This window comes from Marinobacter alexandrii (assembly GCF_005871205.1).
Taxonomy (GTDB): Bacteria; Pseudomonadota; Gammaproteobacteria; order Pseudomonadales; family Oleiphilaceae; genus Marinobacter; species Marinobacter alexandrii.
Window position 1 is genome coordinate 418,573 of the sequence record NZ_SWKM01000014.1, and the last position, 21,813, is coordinate 440,385.

The 21,813-nt window shown below is 55.2% G+C and carries 12 protein-coding genes; 9 read left to right on the forward strand and 3 right to left on the reverse strand.

The window, feature by feature from the left end; translation table 11 throughout:
* The 4 genes from FCS96_RS15760 to FCS96_RS15775 all read left to right on the forward strand — a co-directional run bounded on the left by FCS96_RS15760 (position 1) and on the right by FCS96_RS15775 (position 3,569).
* Positions 1–1,263, forward strand: coding sequence for a DUF1302 family protein (locus tag FCS96_RS15760; RefSeq protein ID WP_138441329.1), 1,263 nt, complete (start codon positions 1–3; stop codon positions 1,261–1,263).
* A gap of 31 nt (positions 1,264–1,294) precedes the next feature.
* Positions 1,295–1,696 carry a hypothetical protein gene (locus FCS96_RS15765; RefSeq protein WP_138441330.1) on the forward strand — a complete coding sequence of 134 codons (402 nt, stop codon included), beginning with the start codon at positions 1,295–1,297 and terminating at the stop codon, positions 1,694–1,696.
* Between the two features lie 47 nt (positions 1,697–1,743).
* Positions 1,744–2,595: a PhzF family phenazine biosynthesis protein gene (locus FCS96_RS15770; RefSeq protein WP_138441331.1), complete on the forward strand. Its 852-nt coding sequence runs from the start codon at positions 1,744–1,746 to the stop codon at positions 2,593–2,595.
* A gap of 212 nt (positions 2,596–2,807) precedes the next feature.
* Positions 2,808–3,569, forward strand: a complete 762-nt coding sequence (locus FCS96_RS15775) for an RIO1 family regulatory kinase/ATPase domain-containing protein (protein WP_138441332.1) — start codon at positions 2,808–2,810, stop codon at positions 3,567–3,569.
* Between the two features lie 80 nt (positions 3,570–3,649).
* On the opposite strand, the gene FCS96_RS15780 is transcribed toward FCS96_RS15775, so the two are convergent.
* Complete coding sequence (locus FCS96_RS15780; RefSeq protein WP_138441333.1) at positions 3,650–4,531, reverse strand: PhzF family phenazine biosynthesis protein; 882 nt, start codon at positions 4,529–4,531, stop codon at positions 3,650–3,652.
* A 13-nt stretch (positions 4,532–4,544) separates the two neighbouring features.
* Positions 4,545–4,757, reverse strand: a complete 213-nt coding sequence (locus FCS96_RS15785; protein ID WP_138441334.1) for a DUF1127 domain-containing protein — start codon at positions 4,755–4,757, stop codon at positions 4,545–4,547.
* 121 nt (positions 4,758–4,878) lie between these two features.
* On the opposite strand from FCS96_RS15785, the gene FCS96_RS15790 reads away from it, so the two are divergent.
* From FCS96_RS15790 to FCS96_RS15805, 4 genes are all read left to right on the forward strand, one after another.
* Positions 4,879–5,766: a LysR substrate-binding domain-containing protein gene (locus tag FCS96_RS15790; RefSeq protein WP_138441335.1), complete on the forward strand. Its 888-nt coding sequence runs from the start codon at positions 4,879–4,881 to the stop codon at positions 5,764–5,766.
* Positions 5,767–6,039: 273 nt separating this feature from the next.
* Positions 6,040–7,041: an AraC family transcriptional regulator gene (locus FCS96_RS15795; protein ID WP_138441336.1), complete on the forward strand. Its 1,002-nt coding sequence runs from the start codon at positions 6,040–6,042 to the stop codon at positions 7,039–7,041.
* Positions 7,042–7,152: 111 nt separating this feature from the next.
* Complete coding sequence (locus FCS96_RS15800) at positions 7,153–7,995, forward strand: NAD(P)H-binding protein (protein ID WP_138441337.1); 843 nt, start codon at positions 7,153–7,155, stop codon at positions 7,993–7,995.
* Positions 7,996–8,361: 366 nt separating this feature from the next.
* Complete coding sequence (locus FCS96_RS15805) at positions 8,362–9,189, forward strand: DUF4437 domain-containing protein (protein WP_138441338.1); 828 nt, start codon at positions 8,362–8,364, stop codon at positions 9,187–9,189.
* 170 nt (positions 9,190–9,359) lie between these two features.
* Here the strand turns inward: FCS96_RS15805 and FCS96_RS20295 are convergent, their stop codons facing one another.
* A complete protein-coding gene (locus FCS96_RS20295; RefSeq protein ID WP_266094461.1) occupies positions 9,360–9,491 on the reverse strand; it encodes a hypothetical protein in 132 nt (43 codons plus the stop codon).
* A gap of 996 nt (positions 9,492–10,487) precedes the next feature.
* Here FCS96_RS20295 and FCS96_RS15810 point away from each other — a divergent pair.
* Positions 10,488–21,812, forward strand: coding sequence for an Ig-like domain-containing protein (locus FCS96_RS15810; protein ID WP_171040821.1), 11,325 nt, complete (start codon positions 10,488–10,490; stop codon positions 21,810–21,812).
* Position 21,813 lies beyond the last annotated feature (1 nt).

Below are 21,813 nucleotides of genomic sequence, written 5' to 3' on the forward strand. Positions count from 1 at the left end.
ATGAAGCCGGTTCGATATACAGGTTTGACGATAGCCTGGTGGTTGGTGGGCACACCGGTCTCAGCCATCGATGTTCAGCACTCATCTCTTGTCGAACTTGAGGCGGCCTACGCCTACAAGACAGGTTCCTGGCAGAAGCAGGAAATAGTCTGGCGGCCCGAGTGGGTCACGCGTTTCGATTCGGGAGCGCGCCTCACGGTCATTGGGGAAGGGCGTTTCGACGCAAAGGATAAACTGGACCCGGGCCGTCCGGACCAACCTTTTCGTGCGCAAAATACAGAAACAGTCTTTCCTTCTGACCACATTGATCTGGAACTGAGGGAGTTTTACCTGGACCACTATGCTGGTGATGCCTTTGTGCGCCTGGGTAAACAGCAGATCGTGTGGGGACAGGCCGATGGTCTGCGCGTGCTTGATGTCATCAACCCTCTGAGCTATCGGGAGTTCATACTCCCGGATGTCGAGCACCGCCGCATACCGCTTTGGTCAGCACTGACCGAGATTCCTCTGGAGACCTGGACCGCCCAACTGGTTTGGATTCCTGATGCCACAGTGACGGAAAGTACCTTACCTGGGGCGACCTATTCGCTTATTCCGGACCCGTTTGGCGAAGGGCGTCTGCAGGTCAATCGTCCGGATTCGTTGGCAGACAGCGATTTCGGGTTGAAGCTCTCGACGTTCCAAAGCGGCTGGGATCTGTCTCTGAACTACCTGTACCACACGATCGATGACCCGCTGATCCGGATTGACGCCTTTGGGCAACAAGTTCTGGCGGACTATAACCGCTCACACCTTGTGGGCGGAACCGCCTCGAAACCGTTTGGAGACCTCACCCTCCGAAGTGAGGTTGGGCTGGAGAGCAAAAACCGGTTTGAGAACTCGTTGACTGGAGAAATCATCAATACAGAGGTCGGCTCTTACGTTATCGGGCTGGATTATAGCGGATTCAGTGATTGGTTTATCAGTGCGCAGTTCTTCCAAACCTACCGCTTTACCGGCACGCACGATAACGGATCGTCGAAAGAGCAGGTCACCGTTTTAATACGACATGATGCGATGAACAACGCTTTAATACTGGAGGCGCTCGGCATATACGACCTGAATAAAAAAGATTCGCTGATTCAACTGGAGGCTGAGTATTCTGTGTCTACCAACGTGGTTCTGAGGGCGGGTGCCGATCTGTTTTTCGGAGATCAATCCGGCACCTTTGGCCAGTTCCAGGAAGCAAGCAGACTGAGTACAGGTTTCACCTTTAGCTTTTAAACACAATAGCTAACGTAACTGGAGGCAAAGCATGCTGGATAAGATTTTGTTAACCATAGGGATTGTTCTCTATGCCGTTGCTGTTCCATATCTGGAAATCAACGACACCCACGTATTTAATCCCGCCTGGGTTGCCCACGCACGAATTCACGAGGTTTGGCAGTTATTTACGAACTCGTCGCTGGGCCTGGTGGCTTTGTGGCTTACCTGGTTCGATTCGTCCGGCAAGGGCAAGGCCAGCGTGATTGCGCTCCTTGTGACCGGTGGGTTTCTGGCCGCGTACCTGATTCAGGACCTTTACGGGGGCTCCATGGTGCACCCGGATGGAACGGAGAAGGCGCTGTTAGGGATCAACGTAGGGGTGATCGGTTTTGGCTGGGTGTTCGCCAGTGCGTTATTTACGCTCTTCCGAGCCGGACGCCGCAGCGCCTGACTGGAGTGGAGCCATCAAGGCCCCGAATCGTTTAGAGGTATCAGGTTATGAAGTGCCGATTAGTGGACGTATTTGCCCGCCAGAGGTTCCACGGAAACGGGCTCACGATTTTTTACGACTTTGAATCGCTGGATGAGCAGGAAATGCTCGTACTCACTCAGGAAATGCGACAGTTTGAATCGATATTTCTGAAAGGAAGTCCCGGGAACTGGTCAGCCCGGATTTTCACAATGGAAGAGGAGCTGGACTTTGCGGGTCACCCCTTGCTGGGTCTTGCCTATCATCTGCACCAGGCCCACGGCTCGTTGACGGAGCCAGGGAAATGGCAGGTCGCTGTTAATGGTCGTGAGGTGACTCTGTCGAGCAGTTGGGAGGGCGATGGGGTGTTCCGGGCCTCTATGTCTCAGGGCGAACCGACGCACCTTAAAACGCTTTCCTCTGAGGAGTCTTCAGCGTTCTACGAGGCCTTGAATTTATCGCCGGACTCCTGCTCATCTTACCCGGCAGAAGTCATTACCACCGGTCTTCCTTACCTGATTCTTCCGGTGGACGGACCTCTCGATGCCATTGAATTCATGAGCCCGGACCTGAGCCCGCAGCTTGCTCGGCACGAGGCAAAATTCGTTTATGTTCTGGATACGCGCACATTTGAAGGGCGTACCTGGGACAACGCAGGCAAGGTGGAAGACATAGCAACCGGGAGCGCCGCAGGCCCAGCGGCAGTTTATCTTTTCAGGCATGGTTTGATGACAAAAAATCCGATTACCATTTCTCAGGGGCGCTTCTGCGGAAGGCCCAGTCAGATTGAAGTGCTGTTGCAGTTTGAAGGGCGGGAGATATCCGACGTTCAGGTTGCCGGCAACGTTGTCGATGTGGCTGAAATCAGATTCGGCAGCTGACGTTTAAAGTTAGTTAAAACGCACCATGGCAACTGATCGAGTCATCACAAGGCGTGATGATAAAGATACCGTAACGGAATTATTCAATCCCCTCCAAACTCCCAATAATTCTCTCCAGATGACGTGCACTGAGCCGTCGCCAGGAGCTTGCTCAACGGTCGCTCGCCGGCAGCTGTTTTGGAAGTCTCGTAACTAGAGGTTCTGGAGGAGAAATGGACGGTCAAAGTAACTGCACCACGATCAGCCCAGCAAGTTGGGAGCTCAGTGCGGCCAGCGAGAGTGCTGAGCAAAAATGGTACAAGCCGATCCTGTCTGTCCATTCTGACGCGTTTGGCAATAAGCACGTTTACAAGGCTTTTCGATTTTCCCGGGGCCTTTTGGGCAGGTATTTCCTGTTCCTCGCATCCCACGAATTCAACATGCTCAAGCGGGTGGAGCATCTGGACTTTACGCCCGATCAAATTAGTCGGGGATCGGATAATTTGCCCACCATTAAATATCGCCTGATAGAAGGAACGCCCATAAAGGGCATTGCTGGAAAAAACCGGATTCCCGAGGGCTTCTTTTCGGCACTTTTCAACGATGTCAGAGTGCTGCATCAGAATGGCGTTGTGCACATGGACCTTGGCAACTCTGGCAATATTCTGGTGTCTCAAGAGGGGCGTCCAATCATCATCGATTTCGGCTCTGCCGTACCCCTAAACCGGCTGCCTTCTGGAGTTCGAAGCTGGGCTCTGAAGAAAGATCTGCTCGGTGTGCTTAAGCTTTGGCAACGATTCGATAGCGAGTCGTTGCCGCCGAGTCTCCTGCGTTATTTTCATCGGAATTACCGAAAAAATATTTACACACCCAAGCGTTTCTTTAAGGCCGTACGGAAACAGCTGAACAAAAACGAGGCCCGACTGGATGGTTCCGGGTTAACCACAGTGATTAGCCTGTTTATTGGACTCTTAGTGCTCGTTTCTCTGGCATAACGCGTCGTAAACTTGGTGATTGCGCTCATAGGATTTTCCACCTTTGGTGCAGAGGGCAACCCGACGGACGCATCCATGTTTCAGTCATCAAAAACAACTTCTTTTATCTCCTTGATGACGCCTCGCCCGCCTGCGTACAGACGCAGGATCTGTTCGTTGCCATCAATATCCAGCCGGACGGTGATCACGCTGGGAGAGGAGGGCGACATCCAGCGGCCCTGCTCAATGACGAACTCCTGTTTCGCGATGCCAAGCGCATCACGGAGGTAACAGGCGAGGGGGCCTGCAGCCATGCCGGTTGCGGGCTCTTCCGGTATGCCATACCGAGGTGCAAACATCCGAGCTCCAGCATCCCTTCCATGACCGACGTCTTCAAAGCAGAAAACGTAAAAACCAATTAGATCTAGAGAAACGCTCAGCTTTTCAATCATATCCAAGTCTACCTTGAGATTCCTGATCGTTTCGGCGCGGCGGACACCGACCAGGAGAAAGCTATTCCCTGTGTTGACGACTTTTGGCGCTGCTCCATTAACCAGGTCTGATCGCGCTATCCCAAGAGCTTTCAGGGCAGATTGAAGATCGGCATCGTTCAGCGCCTCATAGGCCGGTGCTTTCTGCTCCATGAACGCAGCATCACTTTCCATGTGGATTGACCTGCAACCATCAATGGTTTCTTTCGACAGCTGATCCGTTGTGAATAAGCCGTCTTGACGCAGATAGCTGAATGTGGCGACCGTTGCATGGCCGCAATGGGCAATCTGCTGGGTTGGTGTAAAGAACTCCAGTTTGATGTCTGCGGAGTCCGACGGAGACACAAACGCCGTTTCTGACAAACCAACAGCCGCAGCAATTCGTTGCTTTTGTTCAACGCTGAACCGCTCTGCGTTTAATACGATGCCTGCCGGGTTTCCTCCGGACTCGCCATCAACAAAGGCACTCACGATTGGAACTTGAATTTTCATTTTGCAATCTCCTTTATTGTTTCCAGAATGGTTTCTGGTATTCGTTTTCTGCCTGACTTCTCGAAATGCCAAGATCTTTCAGCATGAAATCCGACAACCTTGCGAGATCTTTACGAGTCCGCCGGTTGGTTTGCCATTTCCTGAACAAGGCAATTAACCTCCTATTAAGCCTTTGTGCTCCAGCTGACTCACAAACATCACGGCCGGTTATCGCTATGGTTGTCATGAGGTGTTCTCCCGCTTGTGTATGTATGCTCTATCTTTTCAACTGCTGGCCTGGTGAACAAACGGGTAAAATTGCGCTACGCTTAATTAAAACTTAATTATGAGCCAACTAAGGGCAGGCCATGTCGAACCTACCGCCATTAAGGGGAATGCAGGCATTTCGGTATGCCGCCAGAGAACTGAGCTTCAAGGCAGCGGCGGAATCCCTGAACATTTCCCAAGCAGCCGTCAGCACCCACATTCGTGGCATGGAGAACTTCCTCGGATTAAAGCTTTTCGTTCGTCTGACCCGCGAAGTGCAATTAACGCCGGAGGGAAGGGCACTTGCAGGCTATGTTGAGACCGGCTTCCAGGAATTAGAGAAAGGCATTGCGCTGCTTTCGCCGAACGCCGATCCCGGCCGTTTAACGGTGGCAACGGTGCCTTCCTTTGCCAGTCGCTGGCTTGTGCCCAGACTTAATTCGTTCCAGGAAATGTATCCGGAGATCAAATTAAGCATTCAGCCCAACCTTCAGTTGGTGGACTTCCAGGGGGATGGTGTAGATCTTGCCATTCGTTTTGGTAACGGCAATTACCCGGGGCTCGAATCCCGGGCTCTGCTTGAAGAAAAGCTGTTACCGGTCTGTCATAGCGAGCTTTTTAATATCGACTCCGTAACGCCTGCCGTTTTGGCTGAGCTCCCATGGCTCATAGACGATTCCGTCGACATGGAAAGTTCGTGGTTAGCGTTCCAGGAAAAGCTCGGTGCCAACATACCCGACAGCTCTATAAAATTGCGGGTTTCGGAGGGCACCACACTCGTCGAGGCGGTACTTGCTGGAAGAGGAATAGCATTGATGCGATACAGCCTTGTTAAAGACCTTCTCAAATCGGGCTTGCTCCTTTGCCCAATTGATATTTCGATACCTGCGGAATACCAGTATTACCTCGTGGCACCGGAGGCTAAATTTCGCACCGCCAAGGTCCGTGCGTTTGTTTCGTGGATTACTGGCAAAGTAAATGCCGAGTAGTAGCCCCGAATCTCAAGATGCTAATCTTGAAATGCTTGTTGAGTGGATCAAAGAGTACGGACAACCAGAGACGTTTTAAGAATTTCATAGATATGCTCGGCCGCAATGAAAAACCGCGCTGAGGTGGTTAAGCTCTAGTTTGGATTAAACCGAACACGGCATCACAAGTGGCTCCTCAGGACGAAATACCCATCTGGGTGGCGTCAGCCCAGAGGCCTTTGAAATGGCCTCCACAGGTTGCACAACCGAACGAACATGGATTATCTATGTCCCATGGCTCAAATAACCTCACTGTATGTCTATAAGGTCGTCAGTCAGGCAAGCCCAGGCGTCGAAACGCGGGACTTGATACGAAAACTTGGCCTTCCGGTGAACGGTCCCATCGATCCCACTCAGATGGTGTCCTCATCGGACTATTATGACTTTTTTGCTGAACTGGTTGATCGGGATCCCAATGGCCTTTCATTACCGCTGAAGATCGGCGCTGCCATGCGAAGCGACGAGTACGGCGCTTTCGGGCTGGCGTGGAAATCCGCACCGACCTTGCACGGCTCCTTCACAAGGGCAGAGCGGTACGGGCATGTTCTGGGCAGTGCAGAAACGTATTCCCTTGAGGAAACGGGGCAGGGTTTCTTCTTCAACCTTGAAAAAGCAGGGGATGGTTGTCCAGGCATGCAGCTCTCTAATGAGGCCAGCATGTCGGCCGTAGATACCATCAGCAAAGAAGTTTGCTCCTCACGCTTTATTCCGATGGCCATCTATTTCAAGCATGCACCCAGGGGCGATGCCCGAGTGTACGAATCTCATTTCGGTTGCCCTGTCCATTTCCAGTCGGGACGAGATGCGTTGCTTGTGAGTAAAGAAAGCATCGAAATTCCAAACAAGCTAGGCGACGAATCCATCGCCCAGTTTTTCGACCGACATCTTGAACAACAGCTGAATTCGCTGAAAGGCGATATCGATCTGCAACAACAAGTCAGGCGTGCCGTAGTCAACGTGCTCAGTGAGGGTGTACCGAAGCTGTCACGGATTGCATCCGAATTGAAAATAGGCGCACGGACATTGCAGAGGAGATTGTCGGAGCAGGGATATTCATATCAAAATGTTGTCGACATGGCGCAGAAGGATCTCGCACAACGGCTGCTTCGGGAGACAGACTACAGTCTTGCCGAGGTGGCATTCCTGACGGGGTTTGCTGAGCAGAGTGGCTTCACACGGGCTTTTAAGCGGTGGGCCGGACAGACTCCACGGTCCTATCGACTTTCGACTCGTTGACGCTGAGCTTGACGTTGTCGCCCGCTGCACAAACCCTGGCACGCTGAGGCAATAACAAGCGACACTCTTCCACGAAAATTGACTTGCACACATGTTGAAGGGAGCAAGTCAATGAAACCATCCAATCAGACACATCAATCAATTCTCGTAGTAGGCGGTACCGGAAAAACTGGCAAACGCGTTGTTGAACAGCTGAAAGACAGTGGTCATGAGGTTCGAGTTGGGTCCCGCTCAGCCATCCCGTCTTTTGACTGGGGCAACGAAAAAAGCTGGACTCCTTGCCTCACCGGTGTCACTTCAGCTTACATCACTTACTCACCAGATCTGGCCATGCCGGGCGCAACCGACGCTATCCAGGCGTTTGTTGGCCTAGCCAAACGCCGCGGCGTGAAGCGACTCGTCCTGTTATCAGGGCGTGGCGAGTCCGAGGCACAAGCCTGCGAAAAAATTGTGCAAGACTCTGGTCTCGAATGGACAATCGTCCGCGCAAGCTGGTTTAACCAGAACTTTTCTGAGGGGGCATTCATCGACATGGTGTTGAAGGGTGCCATCACTCTGCCAGCAGGCAATCAAGTCGAGCCTTTCGTTGATGTCGATGACATCGCGGACGTGGCTGTTGCTGCCCTGACTCAGGACCACCACAACGGCCGAATCTATGAAGTGACGGGGCCAAGACTAATGACCTTTGCGGACGTGGCCAACGACCTTTCCCGCGCGACCGGCCGCGAAATTTCATTCATAGACGTACCCCACAAAGGCTTCATCGCTGAGATGGAGAACTCTGGAGCACCCGAGGATGTGGTCTGGATGCTGGACTATCTTTTTGCAACGGTACTTGATGGCCGTAACGCCCATTTGACCGAAGGCGTTCAACAGGCACTTGGGCGCGCACCGAAAGACTTCGCTGCATTTGCAGAAGAGGTCGCAAAGACCGGTATCTGGGAAAAACGCTAAAAGCGACTGCCTGAGCGCGGGCATCGTTTTGGGTACTGACGCAAGGGCAGGTTGAGCCACTCACACGCCCTGCCGAAATCGGCAGGGCGTTGCCCAACTGTCCCGTTTCATGAATGCCAATGATCTCGAAAAGGGAGACTTGGTGAAGCTGCTCGACCTTGTCGGCCCGTATTCGGGTGTTTCTGGGCTTCTTTGCCCAGCGTTGGACGAACCTCTGAACATTACACTTAACGGTTTGGTTAAAAGTTCCCCAATCTATTATGCGGGATTTACGAAAACTGAAATCTGGAGAGTCCGGTTTTTAGCGATTATAGCGACGAGTAATCTATTAGCTCCGTTCATTTTACAGATACATGGAGCTATCAAATGTTCTCGCGAAGAGTGATATCCACGATTTTCCTTGTCAGTGCAGCAGCACTGGCTTATGCAGATAACCATAACGCCGGCTCTTTGGTAAAAGTCATACCCGCTGAAGAAGTGGAATGGGGTTATCTAAACCCTTTGCGGGGAAAGCTTAGCCCCGGCGCTGCAGATCTCTGGGTCGATCGCACAAGCGGCAGCGCGACAGGCATGCTCGTTCGGTTCAAGAAGGGTTTCGAGTCACCACCCCACATTCATAACATCACTTATCGCGGTGTCGTGATCGAAGGAATGATGCACAACGATGACCCGTCCGCGGCAAAAATGTGGATGCCACCCGGATCTTTCTGGACTCAGCCTGCCGGTGAAGACCACACAACAGCGGCCGATGGCGAGACGAACCTGATTTATCTGGAGATCGACTCCGGGCCTTACCTGGTAAAGCCGTCTGACGAGCAATTTGATAACGGGGAACGGCCGCTTAACCTGCACGCCGACAACGTGGTCTGGCTGGAAGACAGCGACCTGCACACGATCAATGCGGACAATGTGCAGGCCACTCACGTCTGGGGCAGCACTGCCGATATGGGTGGATCGATGATCAGACTCGGTGCCGGTTTCGAAGGTGAACTGATGACAGAGGCCAGTGAATTTCGCGCCGTGGTGATCGGAGGGGAGGTCACCCATAACGCTCGGGACCTCGATGAGCCAGAAACTCTTGAAGCCGGGAGTTATATCGAGTCCACGGGCGACTACACTCATGAGTTCGCGAACTACAGCGATGATGAAGTGACAATCTACATCCGCACTAACAGCCGCTACTCAGTGCAATAACGCCTATCCGGAGCTGGCTGCTGCCTGATAATAAGCCGCTCGGGCGGCGGCGAGCAGACGGCGAAGGCACGGTATTGCTCAAACAGCTTGGTGCAGTAATAGATGAAGAATAAGAGCAGAAAACCCGGTCGAACAAATCAACCGGGTTCAGGTTCGATTCGAGGCAATCCTTAACCAGCGAGTTTGTTATCGTCTTGCTGATCGACAACCTGAGTTTTTCCGATGGCCAGTCTCAGCGCGAACGCCAAAGTGAAAAATGCCGACAGGCCTCCGAACAGAGTAATCACAGGGATAATGTTCATAGGTTCTAAAACCTCCAGTTGTTTCTTCAATGGGACATGCCTGCGGTCTTGCAAAAAGCGTTGTCCCGAAGAGCAAATAAATTCGAGCCTTGTTCTTTAGACAATGACCGATAGAAAGCTAACGACTATTTTACGAGGAAGAGGCGCTCCAGGTCGTATGCAGAAACCGTTACTGCTCGTATGCAAATGGACGATCACAGAAAGTGCTAAACCTGCTAAGCCATGAATCAATTAGTTAGCGGTCGGATTCCACACAAAGTGCTAAACAAACTTAAAGTAGATTCTAGGATAGAGCGCTGATTCAGAATTCCACACAAAGTGCTAAATTTGTCGTCCGCGCCGGTAGCGAAACTCTTCTGTAGTCCAAGAGACGAATTCCTATCCAAACGGCTCGAAATAGTGACAACTTTCCAATCTTTCCAGTCATTTTGAAGTTCCTGCCTTCGTCCCACCGCGGCCTAAGTCTTTGTCAAAGAATGTAAAACATCTCGGAAAAGTGAATCAGTCAGTTTCCGATAGATTTTGGCCTGCCATAATTCAATCTAAATTTGGGATCGGCACCAGTGGTGCTTTTGATACAGGGAAGTTGTGATGATGTATAAGTACGCGCGTGGTTTCGCGCTCGCTTGGGTAGTTACGTCTTTTTCTTTGGTAAATGCCGAGCAGTTCAAAGAAACCGATGACATCGTCATAAGCCCAGATTTTTGCTCTCTCTACCCCATAGCCATCTCCAGCTCTGTGCTGTCCTCCGCGGCTCCGGGGCAGCAATTTCAGAACATTCCGGCGGGTACCGGCCCTGGGAATTACAGCTGGCTTTCGTGGGATGGAAGTAATAATGCCAACACGCTAGCGAATTCACTGCTGCCTCCGGGAACCAGCGAGAACTATAGAAACCCCGTCAATCCCTTCGATATCCAGATTAATATTGGTGATTGGGTAGAGGGCTTACCCGGTGTCAAGAATAGTAACGCTGTACGTTCAAATCTTGACGCCCTGTTGAACTACAACATTATCGTTCCGGTTTGGGGGAGCGTGGAGGGACAGGGTTCCCGCTTCAACTACGAGACCGTGCGTTTTGCCGTTGTACGCTTGAACGACTATGCCCTTAACGGCAAGGGCTACATCAGTTTTACCTTTGAGCGCTATACACGCTGCTATAACCATCGTCCTGAATCACTCGACAGCCAGATCACCACACCTGAGGACACACCGGTTACTTTCGAGCTACAAGCCCAGGATGCTGATGGCGACGAGTTAATTTACGAGATACTGGCTCAGCCAGAGCACGGTCAGATCGAACACTCGGGCTCACGAGTTACCTACACGCCTGCCCAAAATTTTAACGGTAGTGACAGCCTGGAGTTTCAGGTACATGACGGCGAACAACTCTCAGGTAATGCTACCGTCAGCATTGATGTTTTGCCCGTAAACGATGCCCCGGTAGCGGATCCCGGCTCAGCCACCGGTCCCGAAGATACCGCAATCCCGCTGGCGTTCTCCGGCAGAGATATCGAAACTTCACCACTTACATTTGCCGTCGTAACCGCCCCTACACATGGCGAAGTCGTCAAGACTGATAATGGCTTGGTTTATCTGCCGGAGGCCAACTACTTCGGACTGGATTTACTGGAATACGTGGCCAACGATGGGGAGCTAGATTCACAACCCGCCTCATACAACCTTACGGTAACGCCAGTCAATGATCCGCCAACGGCACAGGATGTTTTTGCTGAGACCGAAGGAGGGGACCCGGTAGTTGTCACTCTCTTGGGTGAAGATATTGATAGCGAAACTCTCGAATACCGGCTGATCGAAGAACCTGCCCATGGAGGGTTCGCAGGGAAGGCCCCGGAGCTGGTATATACCCCGGATCCCAGGTTTGAAGGCCTAGAGGTAGTCCAATATGAGGTGTCCGACGGGGAGTTCCGGGCAACGGCTAGTATTACTATCAATGTCATTCAGCCGAACCTTCCACCGGTGATTACCAGTCCGCCGATAGTTAGCACTCCTGAAAGGGCAAATTACAACTATACCGTTGTCGCCGAAGACCCGAACGAGGATGAGCTGACTCACACCCTAGATCGGGGGCCGGGTGGCATGACCATCGATAGCGCGTCCGGAGTGATTCACTGGTTACCCCAGGCAGAATTCACGCAATCAGTACCCACTTTCAATCAACAGTGTTATGTGATGCCAAGCGGTAGCGTGAAGGTCAATGAGCAAGGTGACGACACTTCGGGGATCAGTTACATCGCCCCGCTGTTCCATCGCGTAAAGACTTCTATTGCCGATGCAAGCAACTATGTTGCACCGCAGTCAGTTGCTTGGCACAAGAAGAACGGATGCCTTGGTTGTCATATCCAGACCCAGAGCCTCTTGGGCTTGGAATCTTCTAAAGCCAAAGCCGACGTGGATGAGGGGGCTGCGGAGTATCTGCTGACGGAACTTTTGTCCAGCCAATTGAATGATGGCTCTATCCGCCGCTCGCATCCCCAGTTCGCGAAGAATCAGACAGCGTTCGCACTGTGGGCACTTAATGCGGTGCCCGACCGTTCCCGGACTTTCCTGGTTCGCCATAGGGGGCTGGACTTCTTCCTTGATCGGGTCACAGTCAGTGGCAATCAGTCGTACTGGACAACGGATCATAGCAGCGGATGGCTGCGCGATTCGCTTGGGATAACGGCGCTCGTGGCGCAGGCAGCCGCGGGATACCTTAATGATCTCGATGGGATGGAAACCCAAACGTCCGATCAGCTTGAGATTGCGGATGCCTACCGGATGATGATGCCGGCGTTGGCTGAACATCTGTTGACAGGGCTGAACACGAACGAAAATGACACTCTGAGGCGCGTATTCCGCCTTATGGGCCTTGCAGAAATTGCCCCCTATGTTGGCGGTGAGGAACTTCATTCTCGAATTACGGCCGCGATATCCCTTCTTGACCAGCAACTCCGAGCGCGCCAACGCGAGGATGGCGGCTGGTCACGCTATCAATCAGGCAGCCAGAGCGATCCTCTCACATCAGCCTGGGTGGGCCTGAGCTTGGATTATCGAGACCCGGCACTAACTGACGTCGTGGTACTTAACAACATCGAATATCTGTTGGATCACCAACAAGCAGGGGGCACCTGGGATACCACTAGTGGTCTGTTTACTACTAAATTGGCGACCACTAGCTTGGTTATGGCTTATCTCCCTGTCGCACTCGATCACCTGGGAAATCCGGATGTGCGGTTAGGCCAAGTATTTCTTGAGCAAGGCGACGATGGACGGCATGAACTGAGTGTCCAGCTCGGTAATCGTGGTCTGGCTAACATCACTGTCCCATTATTGGTCGACTTCTACGCGGGCAGACCCGATAACGGCATTCTACTCGGGTCGGCAGAGGTCGAAGGCGCAGCGAGCGGCACCTACGCCTACCCTGGTATCGAAGTGTTCGATAGTGCGTTGATCGACGATATCGCCGTGGTCCTGCGGCCCAGCTCTGAGATCGATGAATGTCAGATCAAAAATAACGTGACCCGGGCGGCCCTTGTCCGCGTGAGCGTGTCAGATCCGGACGGACTAACCGATGATCAGCTGTACGCGCTCAACGTTGAGGATGTCAACGAAGCCCCTTCGATCGAGAGCGAGCCGGAAACCGTTTTGGAAGGCGGGCAGTCGTTCGACTATCAGGTGGCCATCACTGACACAGATATCGGGGATGCGCATACCTTTGCGCTGGTTTCGGGGCCAGACGGGCTGTATCTGGACGAGCGGACCGGTCGATTTACCTCGTTGCCCGGAGGCATTGCGCCGGGGTCCTACGACATCACCGTGCTAGTCACCGACCTGCGCGGGGCGACTACCGAGCAGACCTTCACGCTGGTAGTGAATGAAAACCTGCCGCCTGAAATCGTCACGCCGCCGATTGAAGAGGGGGATGAGAATGCGGGTTACCGCTACGACGTGGATGCAACCGACCCCAATGCAGGCGATGAACTGACTTACGGCCTGGAGCTTTCTCCCGACGGCATGGGCATAGCGAAAACGACCGGGCTGATCGAGTGGGCAGCGGGTAACGAATGGGTGGACAACCGCACGGATTCAAACAACCTGTGTATCGCCGAACCACAGGCGAGCCTTGGCGCACTGAATCCCGTTGAGAAGTGGCGCTGGACGGCGAACGGACAGCCAGCATCCAGCTACAACCAGGTCATGCACGCCCCGATTGCAGTGCCGCTTTACGACACCAATGGCGATGGTCAGGTTAACGCGAAAGACGATATTGCGATTATTTTCCAGACGTTTCGAAGTCGGTACTACAACTCCGCCGGTTATCTGAGGGCAGTCTGGGCGAAAAATGGGGCGCCAGTCTGGACGTCGGCCAGTGCGAACATTTTGCCGGTGAGTTCGCCAGCGGCCGCAGACATTGATGGCGATGGCTTCGTTGAGATTGTTACCGGTCGCTACGGCGGTGGTCTCATCGCTTATTCCCATGATGGCCAGGTGGAATGGGTGTCCAACACACGACCCACGGTCCGCTGGGGTGGCCCTGTGATCTCCGATCTCGATGGCGATGGCACAACCGAAATCGTTGTCGGCAATACCGTTTTCGATCACAAGGGCCAACAGAAGTGGCAAGGCGCTGGACCGACGGGCAATAACGGTGTCGGGCCGCTCTCCTTTGCTCTGGATATCAATGGTGATGGATTCCAGGAAATTATCGCTGGGGGTAGCGCCTACACTCACGATGGTCAGTTGCTATTCAATCGAGGAGAAGGTTTCTCGGCGGCCGGTGATCTGGATGGCGATAAGCTGCCAGAGATTGCGGTCGTCGAACGAGGCCAAGTGAAGCTTCTGAACCACGATGGTTCGGTTATCTGGAGTGGTAAGTCCATTCCCGGCGGTGGAGTTGGCGGAGCACCGACCATTGCAGATTTGACAGGCGATGGCGTGCCGGAGATTGGCATTGCGGGCGCAAGCTACTATGTCGTCTTCAACGCTGAGGGAAACATCGTATGGCAATCCCCTACCCGAGACAACTCGTCTCACAAAACGGGGTCGTCAGTCTTTGACTTCAACGGCGATGGTCGTGCCGAGGTGGTGTACGGGGACGAATACTATCTGCGTATCTACGACGGCCCGACCGGCGAAGTAATTTATGAGATTCCCAACACCAGCGGTACTACTCATGAATTGCCAGTCGTTGCGGATGTTGATAACGATAATCACGCAGAGATCGTCGTTATTGCCAACAACTACAGCCGTGGCAGCTACTCGGGTGTTCGCGTGTTCGAGGACGAACAAGACTCCTGGGCACCAACCCGGTCCATCTGGAACCAGCACGCCTACAACATTAATAACATCAACGACGACCTGACGGTACCGGCACAGCCGACGCAGAGTTGGCTGAGCCACAATACCTTCCGCCTGAACACCTTCCCGGATCGGGATGCCCTGTCGCTCGCTGATATCTCGGTGTCCGGCATCACTTACGACCAGGCGACGAGTACGGCGAGGGTAATCGTACGAAACCGAGGACTGGCGCCGGCCGAAGGTCCAATCACCCTGTCCTTTGTGCACGATCATTTCTGGACCGGCGAGGAAACGCTGGGCCAAGTTACCGTTGGCAGTTTGCAGCCAGGTGAGCGTACTCAGGCATCGCTGGTGGTCGATGACGCCAAAATCATTCAGGCCCTGAAAGTGACCGTCGCCGGCCCGGCTGATCTCGTCGAGTGCGCGATCGACAACAACGAAACCCGGGCCGCCATCGTCGACACCCGTGTGTACGACGAAGCGGGCCTGTTCGATAGCCAGAAGTATGCGGCGTCCATTGCCGACGCCAACGATGCGCCGGAGATCGCCAGCGCGGCGGCCAGTTCGGCCATCGCCGGTGACGCCTTCGTCTTCCAGATCAAGGTGAATGACCCGGATAAGGGCGATGCCCACCGATTCGAACTGGTGGATGCGACCGCCGAGTTCGAGCTCAACGAACGCACCGGCATGCTGCAAGCGGACGGACTGGCGGCAGGTGTGTATTCTCTGACCGTGCGTGCGACCGATTTGTCTGGCGCCGAGGCCGAACAGACTCACGTTGTCACGGTGACGGTTCCGGACAATCTTCCGCCGGAATTTACCTCCACCCCGCAGGGCGTGATCCAGCCAGACAAGACGTTCAATTACCTGGCCCAGGCCACCGATCCGGATGGCGACGACGTGGTGTATCTGCTGAGCCGGTCTCAGCCGGGCATGGCCATTGACGGTGTCACTGGCCAAATCGCCTGGACGCCGGCTGCCGGAGTGACCGGTGTGTTCTCGGCGGAAGTGACCGCCTTCGATACCCGCGGTGCGTCCACTAAACAGTATTTCCTGATTGAAGTGGTGGACCCGGCTCAAGGCAATCAGCCGCCGACCATCACCAGCCAACCCCAGGGCGCGGTGTATGCCGGCCAGCGGTTTATTTATCAGGTGACGGCAAACGATCCGGACGGGGACCCGCTGACCTTCTCGCTGACGGAATCTGAAGACGGCATGACCCTCTCCGATACCGGTCTGTTCGCCTGGCTGGCGCCGGCCGACCGGATTGGCGACACGGCCATTGTCGAGATTCAGGTCGACGACGGTCGTGGTGGCCAGGCCCGTCAGAAACTGAACCTGCCGGTGAACGAAAGCGCCAACCATCCGCCGTTGATCACCAGCACGCCGGAACTTCAGGCGCTGGCTGAAACGCCCTACCGCTACACGGTCATAGCGTCGGATCAGGATGGCGACGACTTCAGTTTCACGCTGAATCAGGCGCCGAACGGCATGACGCTGGCGGGTAACCAGATCAGCTGGACGCCGGCCACCGTGCAGGCAGGCCGGGTGCACGAGGTGGTGGTTCGGGTGACCGACGCCCGGGGCGCCGCTTCCACGCAGAGCTATGGTATCGGCGTGAATGCGCCCGCAGCGTCGAATGCGGTGCCGGAGATCAGCAGTCTGCCCACGTCCCCGGCCTTCACCGGCCAGACCTACGGCTACGATGTGATTGCCCGGGATGCGGATGGCGACAGCCTGAGCTACGCGCTTGAAACCGGTCCAGCCGGCATGACGCTGTCCGGGGAGGGCGTGCTGCGCTGGACGCCGGACGCCAATCAGATCGGCGCCCACGACGTACGTATCCGGGTCTCTGACGGCAAGTCCTACGTGACTCAGAGCTATATCCTGGATGCCGTCGACGGCAGCACCAACAATTACCCGGAAATCACCAGCCGACCGACTTTCCAGGCGGTGGTAGGTGAGGTCTACCAGTACCAGCTGGTGGCCACCGATGCCGACGGCGACGCGCTGACCTACGGCGCTCTGACCCTACCGGATGGTATGAGCGTCGACAGCTCCGGCCTGGTGACCTGGACGCCGACCCAGGGCCAGATCGGTCTTCACGATGTGGCGTACTTCGCCGACGATGGCAAGGGCCGGACCCTGCAGAGCACCAGCATCCGGGTTCAGGAAGAACCGGCACCCCTGACGGTGCACGTCCTGGTCAGCCCGGACAGTGTGCAGGCGGGTGATACCGTCACCATCGATGTGTTTACCGAAGGCGGCAAGGGCGACTTCGACGTTGCGGTGGACGTCGATGGTCAGCCGCTGGTAGTCAATCCCTACGGTCGCACTTACTGGGCCGCTGACGGTTCCGGACGTCATACCGTCACCGCGACGGTCAGCGACAGTGAAACAACCGTCTCCGAGCAGGCGTTTGTGACCATCCTGGACGACACCGACTCGGTGGCGCCGGTGGTCACCCTGGAGGGGCCGGAAAGCGGCACCCTGATCACGGCACCGACCGACATCATTGCCACCATCGAAGACGACAACCTGGTGGCCTATGAAGTGCTGATCACCCCGGCGGGCGAGAGTAACTGGCAGGTGATCGCCGAAGGCGACAGCAACCAGGTGTCTGCCCCGGTGGCGGTGTTTGATCCTAGCCTGTTGATGAATGGCCAGTGGGATGTGGCCGTGCTGGCCCTGGACGTGAATGGTCAGTCCGCGTCCGACATGATCACTCTGGAGGTGGAAGGTGACCTGAAAGTCGGCAACTTCAGCATCACGCTGGAAGACCTGTCGATTCCCATGGTGGGCCTGCCCATCCGGGTGACCCGCACCTACGACAGCCGCCGCCGGTTCGAGGATCTGGACTTCGGCCACGGCTGGAGCGTCGGTTACCAAGACGTCAAGGTTGAAGAGTCCCGGGTGCCAGGTAGTTATTGGGCGATCAATCAGTACAAGCGCGGCCCGATGAACCTGATTACGGATTTCTGTATCGAGCCTCTGGGTGCGCCGATCGTGACGGTTACACTGCCGACCGGCGATGTGGAGAAGTTTGAGGTGGGTGCGTCACCGCGCTGCAACACCTACCAGGTATACAAGGACGTCGAGCTGGTGTTCAACCCGGTGGGCGACACCCAGTCCAAGCTGGTTGCTCTCAACGAGAGCTCCGCCCGCTACGAGAACGGCATTTTGCTAGAGAAGGGCAGCTTTGCCCACGCGGTGAACCCGAGCCGCTATCGGCTCACCACCGCCGCGGGCTATGTCTACAATCTGGACCAGGACTTCGGCACTGACACCGTGGTGGACCCCAACGGCCACACCCTGCGCTACACCAACGATGGCATCTTCCACTCCAGTGGCAAGGCGGTGACGTTCGACCGGGACAGCCATGGACGTATCCAAACCATCACCACCCCCAATGGTGATGTGCTGACCTACAGCTACAGTCCCGACGGTGACCTGGTGGCCAGCGCCGATGCCATGGCCAATACCACCGAGTACACGTACAACCGTAACCACGGTTTGCTGGACATCATCGATCCGCTGGGTCGTACTCTGGTGCGTAACATCTACGCCGCCGCCGGCCGCCTGGTGGCCCAGGAAGATAACGAGGGCAACCGAACCGAGTTCAACCACGACATCGATGGGCGCCAGTCGGTGGTCACGGACCGCCATGGCAACACCACGTTGTACTACTACGATGCGCGCGGAAACGTCACCACCAAAGTGGACGCCGCCGGGCAGACCTGGCAGTACACCTACGACGAGCGCGGTAACCAGCTCAGCCAGCTCGACCCGCTGGGCCATAGCACCGCGGCGACCTTCGATGACCGCAACAACCAGCTGAGCCAGACCGATGCGCTGGGTAACACGGTGGCGTACACCTACAACACCCGCGGTCAGGAACTGACCATCACCGATGCCCGGGGCAATCAGTACACCAACACCTACGACAGTCTGGGCAACCTGCTGAGTGTTGAAGACCCCAGCGGCAAAACCGCCAGCAATCACATCAATGCCGAGGGTCTGGTGTCCAAGAGCGTTGATGCCGAGGGCAACGCGACCACCTACACCTACGACGAAGACGGCAACAAGCTGACCGAAACCAACCCGCGCGGGGAGACCACTAGATTCACTTACGATGCCAGCGGCAACGTACTTACCGAAAGCCGCGAGCGCACGGTCAACGGCAGCCCCGTGTCGGAGACCACTCGGTATGTCTATGACGCCAACAATCGGGTCATCGAGACCCACTACCCGGATGGCTCCACGGTCTACAACGAGTACGACGTGGCCGGCAATCCCACCGCGACCGTCGATGCCCTTGGCCGCCGAACCGAATACGTCTATGACGCCTTTGGCAGGGAAACCGAAACCTACTTCCCGGACGGCACCGTGGCTTTCAAGACCTACGACGCGGAAGGCAACGTGGCAACTGAAACCGACCGATTGGGCAGGATTACACGCTACACCTATGATGCTTTAAATCGGGTGGTTCGCACCGATTATGCCGATGGCAGCCACACCGCCACCGGCTATGATGCAGCGGGCCGGGTGGTTAGCGAGACCGACGCCAACGGTAACGTCACGACCTACGAGTACGATGCCGCCGGACGCCGCACTGCCGTGGTCGATGCCTTGGGAAATCGCCACAGTTTCGATTACGACGCTGATGGAAACGTCATCGCGGAAACCGACGCCAACGGCCATACCACACGGTACACCTACAACGCACTGGATCAGCGCACCGAGAGCCTGTACCACGACGACAGCAAGGTTACCGACGCCTATGACGCTCTGGGCCGGCGCATCTCTCGCACCGATCAGAACGGTCGCGTGACCCAGTACGGCTACGACGCCCTGGGCCGTCTGATTAAGGTGACCGATGCGCTCGATGGTATCACCACCTACAGCTACGACGCCGCTGACAACAAGCTCACGCAGACCGACGCCGAAGGCCACACCACACGCTGGACCTACGACAGCCAGGGTCGGGTCCTGAGCCGGACACTGCCCATGGGCCAGACCGAAAGCTTCAGCTACGACGCTGTCGGTAATCGAGTGAGCCATACCGACTTCAACGGCCAAACCACGAGCTACCAGTACGACCTAAACAGCCGTCTGACCGGGGTGATCTATGGAGACGGGACCGTGGAGCGCTTCACCTACGATGCAGTGGGCAACCGCTTGAGCGCCACCACGCCGGAAGGCACCACAAGCTACTACTACAACGCGATGAACCGTTTAGTCGAGGAGGTCCAGCCCAATGGCGCTGTGCTGTCCTACGGCTACGATGCGGCGGGCAACCGGGTGCAGCTGGAAGTCTCGACTGATGATCAGACCCGCAGCACCCGTTATGAGTTCGACGCGCTGAACCGGCTCGCCTCAGTCTACGATGGAGGGGGCGAGACCACGTACACGTACGACAAGGTGGGCAACCGCGGCAGCGTCAGCTACCCCAACGGTAACGTGACTAACTACGGCTACGACGCCCTGAACCGACTGGTAAGCCTGACCACCACCGATGCTTCCGCTGCCGTGGTGGCGGACTACCGCTACGAACTGGACCCAACGGGCCGCCGTACCCGTGTGCAGGAATTGCACAATGGTCGAAGCACCACGTACGACTACGATTTGCTGTACCGCCTGACGAGCGAGACCGTTACCGACCCGCTCAACGGTAACCACAATGCCGAGTACCGGTTCGACAAGGTCGGCAACCGCACCCTGAGTACCATCAACGGCGTACAAACCAGCTACAGCTACGATGCCAACGACCGGGTGACCCAGCAGGGTGGCACCAGCTATACCTACGACGCCAATGGCAATACCCTGACCGAAACCGAAAGTGGCCAGGTCACCCGGTATAGCTACGATGCTCGTAACAAGCTGGTGGAAACATCCCGACCCGGTTACAGCGCCAGCTACGGCTACAACGCTGACGGCATCCGCACCCGTCGGTCCGAGAACGGCATCACAACCCGGTTCGTGGTGGACAGCAATAGGGATTACGCCCAGGTGCTAGCGGAAGTCGAAAACGGTAGTACCGAGGTGAGCTACACCTATGGCGACGACTTGCTGTCTCAGCAGAGTGGCAGTGAAACGGTTTACTACCTCTACGACGGCCACGGTTCCACGCGAGCTCTGGCAAATGACGTCAGTGCCGTTACCGATACCTACCACTACGACGCATTCGGCACCTTGCTGGCCAGTATTGGCGACACCGAGAACGATTACCGGTACAGCGGCGAACAGCGGGATTCAGGTCTGGAGCAGTATTACCTGCGGGCGCGCTACTACAACCAGGACGTAGGGCGCTTTACGCAGATGGACACGTGGATGGGGCATAGTGATGAGCCTGTTACGTTGAATAAATATCTGTATGCAAATGGGGATTCAATAAACTGGACCGATCCTACGGGTAATTTTGGCTTGGCAAGCTTTGGAACGGCATCGAATATCCGTTCGAGTTTGGCCACAACCAGTGTTGCCAACTTTTCAAGCGCCGTCAGCAGAGCTGTAATTGGCACCTTACCCGCGGTCGGAAAGGTTTCGTCGAAGGTCGCCTTGAGAACCTTGCGACAGTGTATTCGAAAGAAAAACCGCTGCAATATGCGTTTTAATCTTTTGATAGTAGGTTTCGATTCCCCGGAAATGATAGACCACGTGCGCTCCGCTCAGATGCGGATTCCCAGTTCGATTGTTCTCACCTATGACTCACGAGTCGGTGGTAGTAAAGGGGGAAGGCGATGGTATACCCGCAGTGGAGGATTACCTAGTTGCCAAGGAAAAAGGCCAAAAGGAAAAAGCTGCGACGAGTACCCGATGTACCGAACCCGAGAAGGCGGATATGCTCGGTATCAATTAGGAATGGTGTCGCTGCGCTGGGTTGATGCAACAGAGAACAGTTATGTGGGCATACAGTATGGAGTGATCGCACGTGCTATTCGTAGCGGACGAGTGAAAGACAAAAAAGTAGTTGTTGTAACTACCCATCATCTACCAACAATTGGAATACCAGGATCAAAATAAT